The sequence below is a fragment of the Pseudoalteromonas sp. MB47 genome (assembly GCF_011319765.1).
GTDB classification, from domain to species: Bacteria; Pseudomonadota; Gammaproteobacteria; order Enterobacterales; family Alteromonadaceae; genus Pseudoalteromonas; species Pseudoalteromonas simplex.
On record NZ_VFBD01000029.1, the window covers coordinates 187,333 to 202,181 of the forward strand.

11 protein-coding genes and 1 riboswitch are annotated in these 14,849 nt (G+C 41.3%); of the genes, 4 read left to right on the forward strand and 7 right to left on the reverse strand.

Annotated elements, in window-relative coordinates:
* Positions 1 to 710 precede the first annotated feature (710 nt).
* Positions 711 to 1,655, reverse strand: coding sequence for a ribosome biogenesis GTPase YlqF (ylqF, locus tag IMPJCBKJ_RS17185; RefSeq protein ID WP_054552314.1), 945 nt, complete (start codon positions 1,653 to 1,655; stop codon positions 711 to 713).
* 91 nt (positions 1,656 to 1,746) lie between these two features.
* Between ylqF and IMPJCBKJ_RS17190 the strand changes: the two genes are divergently transcribed.
* Together IMPJCBKJ_RS17190 and IMPJCBKJ_RS17195 are read left to right on the forward strand one after the other, a co-directional pair.
* Complete coding sequence (locus IMPJCBKJ_RS17190) at positions 1,747 to 2,283, forward strand: YaeQ family protein (protein ID WP_054552313.1); 537 nt, start codon at positions 1,747 to 1,749, stop codon at positions 2,281 to 2,283.
* 8 nt (positions 2,284 to 2,291) lie between these two features.
* A complete protein-coding gene (locus tag IMPJCBKJ_RS17195) occupies positions 2,292 to 2,897 on the forward strand; it encodes an alpha/beta hydrolase (RefSeq protein WP_054552312.1) in 606 nt (201 codons plus the stop codon).
* A gap of 4 nt (positions 2,898 to 2,901) precedes the next feature.
* On the opposite strand, the gene IMPJCBKJ_RS17200 is transcribed toward IMPJCBKJ_RS17195, so the two are convergent.
* Entirely contained in the window at positions 2,902 to 3,111 is a 210-nt protein-coding gene (locus tag IMPJCBKJ_RS17200) for a hypothetical protein (protein ID WP_054552311.1), read from the reverse strand.
* Between the two features lie 364 nt (positions 3,112 to 3,475).
* On the opposite strand from IMPJCBKJ_RS17200, the gene IMPJCBKJ_RS17205 reads away from it, so the two are divergent.
* Positions 3,476 to 3,949 (forward strand): Dps family protein, encoded by a 474-nt coding sequence (locus IMPJCBKJ_RS17205; protein ID WP_054552310.1) that lies wholly within the window; start codon positions 3,476 to 3,478, stop codon positions 3,947 to 3,949.
* 58 nt (positions 3,950 to 4,007) lie between these two features.
* Here the strand turns inward: IMPJCBKJ_RS17205 and IMPJCBKJ_RS17210 are convergent, their stop codons facing one another.
* The 5 genes from IMPJCBKJ_RS17210 to IMPJCBKJ_RS17230 all read right to left on the reverse strand — a co-directional run bounded on the left by IMPJCBKJ_RS17210 (position 4,008) and on the right by IMPJCBKJ_RS17230 (position 12,046).
* Positions 4,008 to 4,409, reverse strand: coding sequence for a hypothetical protein (locus IMPJCBKJ_RS17210; RefSeq protein WP_166341239.1), 402 nt, complete (start codon positions 4,407 to 4,409; stop codon positions 4,008 to 4,010).
* Positions 4,410 to 4,475: 66 nt separating this feature from the next.
* Positions 4,476 to 6,554 carry a S9 family peptidase gene (locus IMPJCBKJ_RS17215; RefSeq protein ID WP_138599098.1) on the reverse strand — a complete coding sequence of 693 codons (2,079 nt, stop codon included), beginning with the start codon at positions 6,552 to 6,554 and terminating at the stop codon, positions 4,476 to 4,478.
* A gap of 275 nt (positions 6,555 to 6,829) precedes the next feature.
* Positions 6,830 to 7,399, reverse strand: coding sequence for a hypothetical protein (locus tag IMPJCBKJ_RS17220; protein ID WP_054552308.1), 570 nt, complete (start codon positions 7,397 to 7,399; stop codon positions 6,830 to 6,832).
* A 108-nt stretch (positions 7,400 to 7,507) separates the two neighbouring features.
* A riboswitch (cyclic di-GMP riboswitch) is annotated at positions 7,508 to 7,591 on the reverse strand.
* A 135-nt stretch (positions 7,592 to 7,726) separates the two neighbouring features.
* The gene (locus tag IMPJCBKJ_RS17225) at positions 7,727 to 10,864 is read right to left on the reverse strand and encodes an efflux RND transporter permease subunit (protein WP_138619616.1); all 3,138 of its coding nucleotides are present in this window, start codon (positions 10,862 to 10,864) and stop codon (positions 7,727 to 7,729) included.
* A gap of 9 nt (positions 10,865 to 10,873) precedes the next feature.
* Complete coding sequence (locus IMPJCBKJ_RS17230) at positions 10,874 to 12,046, reverse strand: efflux RND transporter periplasmic adaptor subunit (protein ID WP_166341241.1); 1,173 nt, start codon at positions 12,044 to 12,046, stop codon at positions 10,874 to 10,876.
* Between the two features lie 265 nt (positions 12,047 to 12,311).
* On the opposite strand from IMPJCBKJ_RS17230, the gene IMPJCBKJ_RS17235 reads away from it, so the two are divergent.
* The gene (locus IMPJCBKJ_RS17235; protein WP_166341243.1) at positions 12,312 to 14,822 is read left to right on the forward strand and encodes a zinc-dependent metalloprotease; all 2,511 of its coding nucleotides are present in this window, start codon (positions 12,312 to 12,314) and stop codon (positions 14,820 to 14,822) included.
* The last annotated feature ends 27 nt before the right edge of the window (positions 14,823 to 14,849 follow it).

A 14,849-nucleotide genomic window follows, 5' to 3' on the forward strand; every position in this document is an offset into this window, starting at 1 on the left:
TAGCCCCAGCATAGTTTTTATTGCACGTAATTTACAGCCTAACTTTAGTGCTAATGCATTGTATTACGGAAGTTTAAAAAACAAACACAAAGAAATGAGAATTATTTTCAATTGAGTATTGACAGATACGTAAATCTAATTGATAATCACTATCAACAAGACAATAAAGTGTTATGACTTGTTCGGAATAAACTGATTTGTTTCTCGACCCTGAAACACGTGTGGCCCACGATAAAGCTAAGATCGCCTGTTGCTAATCGCAACGCCCCTTGATATTGGCAACAGGTGATCGCCCTACTATTTTACTTGCTACATTGCTCATATCGGTGACGGTAGATATGAAACTCAAAAAGCCCTTACAGGGCTTTTTTTATGTCTGAAATTCGTACAAAACCTGACACAAAACTAAATGAGAATTATTTTCAAAAAAAGTATTGACAGCATCACAAACCTAATTGATAATTAATCTCAACAAGCCAAGCGAAGTATGATGACTTGTTGAGATTGAATTTGTTTCTCCCCAGAAACGCGTGTCGCCACGTTAAAGCTTTAGCTTATATGTTGCTAATCGCAACGCCCCTTGATATTGGCGACATATAAGCGACCCTACTTATTTTACTTGCTACATTGCTCATATCGGTGACGGTAGATATGAAACTAAAAAAGCCCTTGCAGGGCTTTTTTTATGTCTAAAAGTTAATGCGTTAACTTTATCGACGGTTCTTACGTGCACGTGCACGGCGTTGTTTTTTCTCTTCTTCTTTAGCGGCTTTTTTCGCCTCTGCAGCAGCGCGAAGCTGTGCAACCATTTGCTCTTCTTCTTCACGCATGGCCGGTGTTTCCATGGTAATACGACCAATAATGCCATCGCGTAATTCGTTGATAAGAATTTCAGACATTTTGTAAGTGTCGATTTGATTACCACCGCGGATACAACCACGCTTTTTACCTGCCATTTCAACAAACTCCCAGTCAGACTCTGGTAGCTCATCAATTTTATAGCGGCTTTTTAAAAGCTCTGGGTATGCATGCAGTAAATATTCAGCGGTGTAACTTGCCACTTCTTCGTAGTCGATAGCGGTATCACGAATAGCACCGGTTGCCCCTAAACGATAACCAGAGTTTTCGTTCTCTACTTTAGGCCATAACATACCCGGCGTGTCGTAAAGCATAATGCCATCGTCAAGCTTAATACGTTGCTGCGCTTTGGTTACCGCAGGTTCATTACCTGTTTTTGCCACGATACGGCCGGCCAAAGTATTAATAAGCGTTGATTTACCAACGTTTGGAATACCCATGATCATGGCTTTAATTTGTTTATCAGCGCCTACTTTATGCGGTACTAATTTTTTACAAAGCTCATTAATACGGTGCACTTCACCTGCTTTATCATTACCAAAATCAATCGCTTTCACACCACTTTGCTGCTCAAAGTAGTCTTTCCAAGCTTGCGTTAACTTAGGATCAGCCAAGTCCGCCTTGTTCATGATTTTGATCACCGGCTTATCGCCACGCAGCGCAGTAACCATTGGGTTTTCACTACTGTAAGGAATACGGGCATCAAGTACCTCAATGATCACATCCATCTGTGGCATGATTTCTTTAATTTCGTTTCGGGCTTTGTTCATGTGACCCGGGAACCACTGGATGGCCATTTTTAACTCCTACAAGATAATTTCACGGTATTTTAACTGGCTCGGCAACGAATTGCGCTATAATGACGCAAATTTTTTCAAGTAAGCAGTTATGGCTCTTAAATCAACCATTATTAAAGCGCAATTATCGTTAAGCGATATGGATCGCCACATTTATCAAGATTTCAATTTAACTCTGGCACAACACCCATCAGAAACCGAACAACGTTTGATGATCCGCTTGTTGGCTTTTGCGCTAAATGCCCGTGAAGGCTTAGAGTTTACTAAAGGCTTATGCGCCGATGATGAGCCTGAGCTTTGGCACATTAACTATAGCGAAGAAATTGAATTATGGGTTGAGCTTGGTTTACCTGATGAAAAACGCCTGAAAAAAGCCTGCAATAAGTCGAAGCAAGTTGTTTTATATACCTATGGTGAAAATAACCAAGCGATTTGGTGGCAAAAACATCAACCTAAGTTGTATGATTTTAAAAACTTAAGTATTTTTAGTCTCGATTATGCTGCGACTCAGGCATTAGCCGACTTAGCTGATCGTAATATTAAGCTCACTATTACCATTCAAGACGGTGAAGTATGGGTTAGCTCAGACACAGCAAATATCGAAATTAAACCGCAACAGTTAATGTAAGGAACGCGATGGCAATTAGGCAAGTTGTAGTATTACACGGACTATATATGTCAGGCTTTGTGATGCGCCCTTTGTGTGCGCGTCTTGAAAAGTCAGGACTAAAAATACTCAATTTGACCTATAACACGCTCTCTCCCGATAGAGCGGCGATTTTCGATAAGATTGATCGCTTTATTGGTGGTAAACCTACCGCCTTAGTTTGCCACTCAATGGGCGGCTTGGTTGCTCGCGCTTACTTAGAGGCCAATTCTCTTCAAAGCCGCCATGTCGAAAAGGTGATCACCTTAGGCACCCCGCATAAAGGCAGCCATATTGCCAAACAAATGCAGCAGAAGGGCTTTGAAATGCTGTTAAAAAATAGCGTGGAGTTTCTATTATCTGAGAATGGCAATTGGCCGTTTAATGCCAAGCTTTATAGTATTGCTGGTGACTTACCCATAGGGCTAATGCCACTGATTGCTAAAGGCAGTGTCTCTGATGGTACAGTTTTGATAGATGAAACCAAGCTCAATGGCATGGCAGAACATAAGGTGTTTCATTTGAGTCACACCAGTATGATCTACTCACGCCAAGTGATGGATTACATTATTAAGCTTATAAATCAAAGTGAGTGATACTTTAATCTTCAGCACTTGCAGCCACTTTATATGAGATTAAAACAATGATCCCTAGGATCAATGGTACAGGTGCAGCAATATAGCCAAAGGTATCAAAGTTTGCGAAGCTAGCACCAGCTAGATGGCCTACCAAACCGATAACAAATGCAAGTAATGCGATCACGACAACGACTATTTCAGCTTTGTTTTCTTTAACTGTTTTACCGTCCATTTTTCTTCTCCTGGTTAAATGCGGTAAAGTCATTATGCGCTTCTGGTTCGTTGTTTTTTTGACCTAAATCAAGTTCTAAATCAGCGTGTTTCTCAGCAGGTGCAAACCTTGTTTTAGATCATACTTTCTGCCTAATTTTAAAATATTCGTAAAATAAGGTAGATTTTTTGCTCAGTTGCCCCAAGTCTATTAAAAGTAATTCAAAGTTATATTGATAGTGCATAAATGGACAACACCAACCTTTGATAACTAAAACCTATCACTGTGTTCGAATTAAACCATTTTACAGATTAACCAAGATGGCTAATACTTAACACCAAGCACTAGCAAGTAAACACTTAACGGTTTTTTTAAGGAGCAATCTATGTCACAGGTAAATGCAATTGGTTTAAACAGCGCAAAAAGTGAAGATATCGTAAATTCACTAAACTCTTTACTAAGCTGCTACCAAATTCAATATATGAACGCACGCGGCTTTCATTGGAATATCAAAGGTCGTAACTTTTTTGAATTACACCTTAAATTTGAAGAAATTTATAACTTACTACTTGAGAAAGTAGACGAGATTGCAGAGCGTATTTTAACGTTAGGTGGTACACCGGTACATGCATTCTCTGAATACATTGAAGCAAGTAAGATCAGTGAAGCTAAAAATATCACTGAAGGCACTGCTGCAGTAGAAAACCTTTTAGCAGGTTACAGCACGCTTATTCAAATGCAGCGTGAAATCTTAGCACAAGCTGGTGATGCAGATGACGAAGGTACAGCATCATTAATGGGCGACTACATTAAAGAACAAGAGAAACTTGTTTGGATGTTAAAAGCTTACCTAGGTTAATATTCAGAATTGACACGAAAAAGCCCTCTCTTGAGGGCTTTTTTATATTCAGAAGGTATTATTTTAACCACTTTCTTAAATTATCGTACTCGGGTCTTATTTGAAAAAAGCTTTCAGCGTCTTGGTGAAAGTTAATATCCATTTCGACACCAGACCAAACTGTTTCTAATAAATTGCGGGCAATGATATTCGCTTTGATGTAATCAACGCGTTTGTAGCCTCGTGCTTTGACAGCCTGAAAGTATACCTTAGCAGTTTCAATACTATCGGCAGTTGCTAATTCAAATTGTTCCAAATTAACCACAGCATACTGAATTGAAAGCTCTGGGTACTTCATGATTTCTTGAGCAACTTCAATACTAAATGAAGCAACGGCTTCTTTATTAAAACTGCCACTCATTTCCACATAAATCACCGGCGGCTCAACAAAATAACGCCAATCACCATGGGCTTTAAACATGCTTACCCCTTTGAAATACAACTTAAGTTTACGCTTATAAAATTTATTTACCTATTTATCTAAGCCTTAATTCGATAATAAAGCAATAAAAAAGGCCATTTCTAATGCCTTTTCTTCAAGGCTTTTAAAACGACCCGATGCACCACCATGGCCTGCATCCATGTCGGTTTTAAATACCAAAATGTTGTCATCGGTTTTAAGCTCACGTAGCTTAGCAACCCACTTCATTGGCTCCCAGTATTGCACTTGAGAGTCATGAAACCCGGTTGTAACAAGAATATTAGGGTAAGCCTGTGGCTTAATATTATCGTACGGTGAGTAAGCCTGAATCACATCATAAAACGCAGGATCATTTGGATTACCCCATTCGTCGTATTCATTGGTCGTCAGTGGAATACTCTCATCAAGCATGGTGGTTAACACATCTAAAAATGGCACATGACACCCAATACCTAAATAAAGCTCAGGTGCTTGGTTAACCACAGCGCCCATTAATAAGCCACCAGCACTGCCACCAGACGCGAATACTTTCTCTGGGTGTGCATAGCCTTGCTCAGTAAGCGCATGCGTAACATCAATAAAATCGCTAAAGCTATTTTGCTTATATTGCTTTTTACCTTGCTCATACCAGTGACGCCCTAGCATTTCACCACCACGAATATGTGCAATCGCATAAACAAAACCGCGGTCAAGCAAGCTTAGTGAGCTACTTGAAAAACTAGGATCGATGGTAATACCATACGCGCCATAGCCATATTGCAACAGCGGATTACTTCCATCTTTATTAAATTGGTCGATACGATAAACCAAAGATACCGGCACTTGCTCGCCATCTCTTGCAGTAACCATTAAACGTTCTGAGCGATAATGCTCTGGGTTAAAATCACCCAATACTTGCTGTTGTTTTAATAAGGTTTTGTTACCTGTTTTTAAATCAACATCATACAAAGAACCTGGCGTAGTTAAGCTTGAATAGTAAATACGCGCAGAGCTCACATTCGGCTCTGGATTCATGGCAATTGCAGCATAATAACAAGGGTCATCAAACTCTAAAGTAAGACGCTCGGCTTGCTGATCCACCACTACAAAACGTGTTTGGCCAAGCTCTCGCTCGGTGAGGATAAGGTAGTCATCGAAAATCTCGATCCCTTCTAACAATACGTTCTCGCGATGTGCTGTATGCTCTTGCCAACGATGTTTATCGGCAATGGTGCTTTGCGTCGCGGTCATTAAACGAAAGTTTTTCGCTTGCCAGTTGGTCACAATGTAAAAGGTATCACCTAGCTTATCGACATCAAACTCATGGCCTTCTTCGCGTGGCATTAAGGCGCTAAATCCACCTTCTGGATTATTGGCATCAAGCACCCAAGTATCGTTTGTTTCTGTGGTCGCAAGGTCAATTATGATCAGGCTTTCATCGCGGCTTTTGCCAAGCCCCATAAAGAAGCTTTTATCTTGCTCTTCATAAACCAGTACGTCATCAGCTTGCGGGGTGCCTAAAACATGGCGGTAAACCTGAAAACCCAATAAGGTTTGCAGGTCTTTTTTCACATAAAACACCGTTTTATTATCATTAGCCCACACCACTTGGCCTTCGGTGTTTTCCAGCACATCACTAAACATCTCACCGCTGGCAATATTTTTAAAACGCACGGTATAAATACGACGACCTTCAGTGTCTTCAGAGTATGCAAGTAGCTGCTCGTCAGGGCTAATTGCAACTTCGCCTAATTCATAAAATTCGTAATCGCCAGCTAATTGATTTACATCTAACAGCAAGTGCTTGTCGCGCGCCTCTATTGAGCTACTGCGATAATGACGTGCATATTCATCGTCGCCACGTACTTCTGAGTGATACCAATATTGGCCATCTTTCACGGGTACCGTGTTGTCGTCTTTTACAATGCGGTCTTTTAGTTCATTAAATAATTGTTCGCGCAGTGGCTTTATATCGGCGAGTTGCTCATCGCAATAATCGTTTTCGGCGTTTAAGTGCGCTAATACATCTTTATTTTCACGCTCATCATCACGCATCCAATAATAGTTATCGGTGCGAGTTAGTTGATGAGTAGTTAATGGATGAGGCTGTTTTTTGGCAACAGGAGGATGCGCTAATAAAGACAAAGAATACGAATTTGACGACACAAGAAAAAACCAAAATAAAAAACGAATTGCTGGCAGTTTATCACAGAATTATACCAATCAGCTTAATTAAGTAGTCTATTTTGAGGCAATAAAACCTCGTTGATAACTAGGCAAAAATTTCGTTATTTAGTTGTTCTAAATGAGAAATTTTTAACGCAGTTAACGACAGGTTTAATCCCTCAAAATGATTAAGTATTATTGCGGGTTGGTATTAAAAAAGCCCACTCAAATTGAGTGGGCTAAGCAATGCTAAAATAGCATTTAGGGGGAAACTCTTAATGTGAAACTTGCTGCCAAGCCATAGCCCAGCTTTTTCCTACACCTGGTTCAAATAGCGGGTTGTGTGAATCTTTAACACGACAAAACTCGCTAAATGGCCATGGTTTACACATATAAATATGGCCTGTTTTAGGTTGTAAAACCTTAATTCCTGCACTGTAATCGTTGCATGCTTGAGGATAAACATAGTCATAATCTTGCAGACTATCTTTTACTCGCTCTTCACACTTGGCGATACAATTAAATGCCACTTTTACATGCGTAATACCCGAGCCTTCTAGGGCATAAATTTGGTTTGAGCGATAGGCTACCACTAAACCTTGATCAGTCATTTTTCCAGCTTTTACTAGCGGAATATGCACATTAATATGCTCAGCAACGGAGCGCGGCCAATTATGAGGCTCACCTTGATCCGTACTGACTATTGGATATTCGAATGATAAATCGACTAGCTCTCCTTGCATGTCATAAAAGGTCACAATCACCCTATCACCAACAAATAGTTGGGTATGATGATTCAAGCAACCAATCGGCAACCACTTCCCGGAGGCCATTGACGTATGCATAAACAAAGTATCACCCTAAGAACAACTAATAGGCATTATCTAACAACCGTACAAAATAAATACTTTTTAGTTTGAGGCAAAAGATCCAAAGCACTAGATTATGTGCTTATCAGCGGTCCCGCTATCATAGTTTAAAACCTTAGACCGGAAACTTTGCGTCCTAACTTTTCAGTTAGTTTGCCAAAAACAAGACTGAGTATAATCGCGACCGAATCACAAATCAAACAAAAGAATGTAACCAAAGGTCTTATATAGCAAATAGTTACTAGCAAAAGATGCAGAAACAAAAAAGCCAACCGCTCGGTTGGCTTTAAAACAGAAAGAGCTTTAGTCTTTCACCAGCTTTCTTCTGGTCGTTACTCGGTGACCAGAACGGAATATATTCAAAAAGCCATTACCTACATCACTCATGATAATGTACAAACAAGGTACTAGCACTAAAGTGATTAGAGTTGCAAACATAACCGCAAAACCAAGTGCAACCGCCATTGGAATTACAAACTTAGCTTGCAAGCTGGTTTCGAACATAATCGGTAGTACACCGGCAAAGGTTGTAATTGATGTCAGGGTGATTGCTCTAAAGCGCGCACAACCTGCTTCAATAACCGCTTGGCGAGTTGAAATACCTTCGCGGCGTGCTTGGTTTACAAAGTCGGTCATAACTAACGAGTCATTAATTACAACACCGGCCGCAGCAATCAAACCAAAGCCCGACATCAAGCTAATATCTAAACCAAACCAGAAGTGACCCCAAATAGCACCGGTTAAGCTAAATGGAATAACCGACATAACAATTAGAGGCTGCGAATAGCTCTTAAGCGGTACAGCAAGCAAGATATACACTAAAATCATACCGCCGATGAAGAACATGATTTGCTCATTAGCTTGCGCCTGCTGCTCTTCAATTGAACCGCCTAGCTCAGTTTTAACTGACGGGTACTCTTCTTTTAACTGTGGCAACAAGTTCTCGTCAACTTGCTTAACAACTTCGCCCGGCTCAATCGCTTCTTCATCGATACTGCCGTAGATATACACAGTACGATAGCCACCTTCACGGCGAATATAGCTAATACCTGGTTTTTCGTTCAGTTCAACAACATCGCCCAGCATCACCTCTTGGCCTGCAGGCGTTGTGATAACAGCATGCTTTAATGATGCAAACGCTTCACGTGTTAGTTTCGGGTAACGAACCATAACACGTACTTCTTCACCGCGACGAATAACACGCTGAGCTTCACCACCGTAAAAGCTTGCGCCAACTTGGTTAGCAATATTGGCAAGGTCTAAACCTAGATCATATGCCACAGGTTTTAAGCTTAATTGCACTTCTTTGCTCGCCGGATCGATGGTCGAACTAATATCAAATAAGCCTTTTTGCTGTTGTAATAGTTGGATGAAACGACGACCTGCCTCATTTAAGGTATCGATATCTGGGCCATAAAGTAAGTAACCAAACTCACCATCCATACCACCGCCATTTACATCATCATAAATTTGCAGTGATTTCACACCTGGGATGCTTGGCATTTGTTCACGCCAACGACGAGATAGTTCGAATGCGTTATAAGGGCGAAGCTCTTCATCTACCAGCGGAGCAAGTAATTGTGCTTCAGTACGACCTTGGTTGAACACTAAGATATCGCGAATAAGCTTTTGGCCAAATTCACGTTCTGTCTCTTGGTCTACCTTGTTAACCATGGCTTCGATTTCACGAATAGCATTAATTGTTTGCATATCCGAGGCATTTTCATTCATTTCTAAACGAATTTGCGGAAAGTCCTGAGGTACTTTTGGTGTTGGTACCACACGCACTTGGTTTGAAGAAATTAAGCCAAACGTCAAAATTAATAAACCGATAAACGCAAATAGCACAAACCAACGCCATTCAACACACAGCTCAATAAAACGCTTATATGGACCATTTACAAACTCAAAGAAACGTTTGTTAAAACGCGCTCGCCAGCTATTAGGATTAATTGGCGGAAACTTAGTATGGGCAATGTGCGCTGGTAAAATAAGTTTCGATTCAATCAAACTAAATATCAAACACAGAATTACCACCACTGCGATACCAAAGAAGAATGCGCTCTCTGGACCACTTGATAATGTAAACGGTGCAAATACAGCAATCGTTGTTAAGACACCAAATGTTGCTGGGGTAGCAACGCGCTTTGCGCCATTTACCACATTTACAACACCACCGCCTTTTTTCTCAATTTCGGTGTAGGCGCTCTCCCCTATAACTATGGCATCATCTACCACGATCCCGAGTACCATAATAAAGGCAAATAACGACACGATATTAATACTGATACCAAATAATGGCATCATCATCATTGCCCCTAAGAAACACACAGGTAAACCAATCATTACCCAAAGTGCCAGCTTAAAGCGTAAGAAAATAGACAACATAATGGCCACCAAGATAGCCCCTTGGAAAAGGTTGGTTTTCATCATGTCTAAACGGGCATTGAGGTAATAAGTCATGTCCATCAGTGGCACAAGACGAAGACCGGCTGGTAGCTCTTTATTCTTTTGTTCAATAAAGGCTTTGACTGAATCAGCAACCGGGATCATATTTTGCTCTTTGGTTGCTTTTACTGATAAATAAACGGCATTTTCACCATTAAATTTAAAGTAGCGTTCACCTTCTGTGAATTGGTCTTTGATCACAGCAATGTCGTTTAAAAGCACTTTCGCGCCATTAGCACCAATTTTTACTGGGATCTGGCGGAACTCATCACCGCTGTAATATTGATTTTCAACACGTACCGAGATAATACCTGCGTCAGTACGTAATTGACCTGCTGAAATATTTGCAGAGTAACGACGTACAGCACTGGCCACCTCACTTAAAGTAAGGTTGTATTGACGAAGTGAATCTGGGTCGATTTCAATCGCAATCTCATCAAGTGGTACATCGTTTTGCACCAGCGACACATTAGATAACTGCAATAACTCATCTTCAATTTTGTTTGCAACAGGCTTTAACTCAGTCAGTGGAATATCACCCACTAGCGTCATACCAATCACGTCTTGGCGAAACTCAACTTGGCTAATTGTCACCGGCTCCATGCCGGCAGGGAAAGTCGCAATACTGTCTACTCGTAGTTTCACTTTATCGAGTACATCCGTGAGCTCTGCATCTGTGTTGATCTCTAAACTTGCAGTGCCACTATTTCGGAACGAACGATATACACCACGTTTAATTTCGGTGACATCTTTTAGTGACTCTTCAATTTTGATCAGAATACTTTCTTCAATTTCCTGTGGTGAGGCACCCGGATAATTGGCCTGTACCTCGATATAGTTAATTTCAATATTCGGGAACATCTGACGCTGAATAGTGAAATAACTAATGATCCCCATGATGATGATAAACACCATCATTAAGTTAGCAGCGACCGAGTTATTGGCAAAATAGGCAATAAGGCCAGACTGTTTTTCTGTGTTTGTATCAGTCATAGTGCTACCTTAAAGCTTTTCAACCGCTGCAGTTTCTGCATCGCTTGTCATTTCTTTCATTCCAGCAATCTTCACTTCCATACCCTCTTGCGGATACTCAGGTAGCGTTAGAACCAACTGGTCATTCACTTCAAGGCCATCACTGATATAGAAGTACTCACCTTCTTCACGCACTACGGTTACTTTACGTGGTTCAAGTTTATTCTCGCCGTTCACAATCCACACCGTTTGGTTATTCACTAAAGACTGCGGTAAACGGTAGATGTTTTGTAATGTTGCACCGGCAAAGTTCACTTGAACGTAAGCACCAAATTTAATAGGTTGTACGTCGTGCTTTAAGCCGTATGGGTCATCAACACGAACAACTAAGTTGCTCATGCGAGTCGCGTTATCAACAACGCCTAGGTCACGGTCAATTTCGGCTTCACGAGTAAAGCTGTTTAAGCCTTTATTGATAATGGTCGCTTTAACGCCTTTTAAGCGTTTTGGTAAAAACACACTATCGAAACCAGCAATTGGTACAATGATTTCTGCACTTTCAATATTATTAATTTCAGCAACTTGGCTGCCTACATTAATGTATTGACCAACACCAATTTCACGGCTGATCACCAGTGCATCGTAAGGTGCTTTCACCTCACAGCGAGCAAGGTCACGCTCGGCACGTTTTAATGCCGCTTGCGCTGATTTAACAGCTGCTTGTGCACTTAAAACTTGAGGTTTACGTAGGAATAAGTCGGTGCGCTCACGCTCTGGGTAACGTCTTGCTTCATCTTCTGCCACTTTAGCCTGTGCTTGCTCTTCGATCAGTGCCGCTTGAGCACTGGCAAGTGACGCTTCAGCTTGTAGTACAGCCGCTTCGTAGTTGTCTTTTTCGATGGTAAATAACACTTCACCGCGAGCTACGATGCCACCCGCAACAAAGTTTGGGTGCCAGCTTGTAACTTCACCAGCCACTTGCGAGGCAAGTAAGGTACTTTCAAGCGGTTTCACTTCGCCGTAACTATTAATAATCACTTGATGATCATCACTTGCTACTGGCTCAACCTGTACTAAAGGACGCACATCAACTACATCCTTGTCTTTAGGCTCTTGAGCAATCGCGTTAATTGCCATAAAACCAGCAACACCAACGATTAATGCAACAAACGGTAAGATCCATTTTAATAAACTTGTGCGCATAACTTACACCTATAATATTTTCACTGGCCCTATCATACCAAAGCTGACAGAAACATTAATGTGACATTTGTAAGGAACTGTTACAAAAACAGATAAATTGGCAACACAAAAACCAAAACTTATCTAAGAACAATTTGTTACAAACAAAAACCACTTAATATCAGAGGCTTACAACACTACTTTCACACTTGTTAACAAACAGCCTTTTATCAAAGGGTTAATTCATTAAACTTGATTGAGAAATAATTAAAGGAACGAGTTAACAATGAAAATAACAAACATTGCGCTGGCACTAAGCTTAGCGTTTGCCATGAATGGCCACGCCGCCGAAGCGAAAAAAGAAGAAAAGAAGCCAAAAACACTGGCTGAAATGATCAAAGATAAAAGCGAGTTTGCCGGTGTTTTCAGCATTTACCAAGATGCGAAAACCGGCGATAACTTAATGGTGATCGACCAATCTCAACTTGATACACCATTTGTGTACTTTGCTCACACCGTTGATGGTGTTACTGACGCAGGCCACTTCAGAGGGGCATACCGCGAGACAAAACTAATTGAGTTTCGTAAATACTTTGACCGCATTGATATTATTAGCAAAACACCGCGCTATAAATTTGATGAAAACTCAGCCCTAGCACGCTCTGCCGATGCCAACATCAGCGAAGCTGTGCTTGCGAGTATTAAAATCGAAAAAGAAGAAGACGGTAAAGTTGCTTTTAAAGTTGATAAACTCTTTTTAAGTGAAGCACTGCATAAAGTATCACCGTGGGCAAACCCAAAAGATAAAAATGCCAGCAAACGCTTTAAACTTGGTAAGTTAAACGACAAAAAATCGCGAATCGTTAAACAGCGCCCTTACCCAAATAACCTAGATGTTGTGGTGGATTATGTATTTTCTAATGCTAACCCAACAGTACGAGGTTCAAAAGCCGTAAGCGATCCTCGTAACGTTTCAATTAAAGTACAGCATTCATTTGTCGCGCTACCGAAAAATGATTATCAAGCTCGCCAAGATGACGCACGTATTGGTTATTTTACTAACGAATTCGACAATATGACATCAGCGGATTGGGCACCATATGAAGATGTCATCAAGCGCTGGGACTTACAAAAGAAAGACCCAACAGCGGCACTGTCTGAGCCAGTTAAACCAATTACTTGGTGGATTGAAAATACCACGCCAGTTGAGTGGCGAGACACTATTCGTGATGCAGTACTAGCATGGAATAGCTCATTTGAAAAAGCAGGCTTTAAAAATGCCATCGAAGTAAAAGTACAACCTGATGACGCTGATTGGGATGCAGGCGATATTAACTACAACGTGTTACGTTGGACTGCATCACCACGCCCTCCATTTGGTGGTTATGGTCCTGCCCTTGCGAACCCATTAACCGGTGAGATCTTAGGCTCTGACATCATGTTAGAGTATGTTTTCATGAAAAACCGTTGGATGTATGACACTTTATACACCCAAGGTGCAGCTACGCTTGAAACTAACCAAAGCAGCACCGATTTACATTGCTCATTGGGTCACAGCATTCAAGAAAACATGCTACTTGCTAAAGGCTTAGGCACAGGTGCGAGCATTGAAGACAAAGAGATTTTACGCCAAGGCTTAACTCAGCTAGTTTTACACGAAGTGGGCCATACCCTTGGTCTTAACCACAATATGAAATCATCTATCTTGTGGGATGAAAAAGAAGTTCACGATAAGAGTAAAACGCAAGGTATCGTTACGGGTTCAGTTATGGACTATGCACCAGCAAACATTGCCCCTATTGGTATGCAGCAAGGTGATATCTTCCAAACCAAACCAGGTCCTTACGATGATTGGGCAATTGAATACGGCTACAGCCAAGCATTAGCAGATAAAGCCGCTGAGCAGCAGCGACTTGAGAAAATTCTCGCTCGCTCATCAGAGCATGCTTTAGCGTTTGGTAATGATGCTGATGATATGCGTGCCCCAGGCCGCCATATCGACCCACGTGTAATGATTGGCGATATGTCATCTAACCCTGCCGCTTATGCTGATGATCGTATGGAGCTTATCAATAAGTTGTTTACTGAACTTAAAGACAAAGCCACGGTTAATGGTGAGTCATACCAACAGCTGGTTACCTCAGCGAACATTTTATTTGGTAGCTACAGAACACAAGCCGGCGTGGTGTCACGTCAAATCGGTGGTGTTTATGTAGAGCGTAATTTGGTGGGCGATGATAAAAATGGCACGCCATTTACGCCAGTACCACTTGAGCGCCAGCAACATGCAATGCAAGTGTTAGCCGACAAAGTATTCTCGCCAAATGTGCTTTCGAGCATGCAGCCACTTTATAACTACCTGCTACAGCAACGTCGTGGTTTTAATCATTACGGTAAGAACGAAGACCCTAAACCACACGGCATGATTTTAGGCATGCAAAAGCTGGTACTTGCTCAGTTATTACACCCGGCTGTCATGCTGCGTATTTCAGACAGCGCAATGTATGGCAACGAGTATTCACTTAACCAATTTATGAATGACTTAACAGCAAGCATTTTTGTAGACAGCAAAAAAGCAAACACCCTAAGTCACAATCTACAAGTTGAATATGTGAATCAGCTAATCGCGATCGCTGGTTTAGGCAAAGCGAGCAAGCACGATAACCTAGCCAAAGCTGCCGCCCTTTATCAGTTAAATCAAATTGCTGATATGAGCGTACCATGGGGTGCAGACACCGCAGCTAAAGCGCATAAGCAATATATCGATCGCTTAATTAGTAAAGCCCTCGAAGCATAATCTTAGCAACACAAAAAAGGCTGCCAC

Coding starts and splice junctions, on each gene's coding strand:
- ylqF (WP_054552314.1), bottom strand. CDS start 1,655: ATGGCCATCCAGTGGTTCCCGGGTCACATGAACAAAGCCCGAAACGAA.
- IMPJCBKJ_RS17190 (WP_054552313.1), top strand. CDS start 1,747: ATGGCTCTTAAATCAACCATTATTAAAGCGCAATTATCGTTAAGCGAT.
- IMPJCBKJ_RS17195 (WP_054552312.1), top strand. CDS start 2,292: ATGGCAATTAGGCAAGTTGTAGTATTACACGGACTATATATGTCAGGC.
- IMPJCBKJ_RS17200 (WP_054552311.1), bottom strand. CDS start 3,111: ATGGACGGTAAAACAGTTAAAGAAAACAAAGCTGAAATAGTCGTTGTC.
- IMPJCBKJ_RS17205 (WP_054552310.1), top strand. CDS start 3,476: ATGTCACAGGTAAATGCAATTGGTTTAAACAGCGCAAAAAGTGAAGAT.
- IMPJCBKJ_RS17210 (WP_166341239.1), bottom strand. CDS start 4,409: ATGTTTAAAGCCCATGGTGATTGGCGTTATTTTGTTGAGCCGCCGGTG.
- IMPJCBKJ_RS17220 (WP_054552308.1), bottom strand. CDS start 7,399: ATGCATACGTCAATGGCCTCCGGGAAGTGGTTGCCGATTGGTTGCTTG.
- IMPJCBKJ_RS17225 (WP_138619616.1), bottom strand. CDS start 10,864: ATGACTGATACAAACACAGAAAAACAGTCTGGCCTTATTGCCTATTTT.
- IMPJCBKJ_RS17230 (WP_166341241.1), bottom strand. CDS start 12,046: ATGCGCACAAGTTTATTAAAATGGATCTTACCGTTTGTTGCATTAATC.
- IMPJCBKJ_RS17235 (WP_166341243.1), top strand. CDS start 12,312: ATGAAAATAACAAACATTGCGCTGGCACTAAGCTTAGCGTTTGCCATG.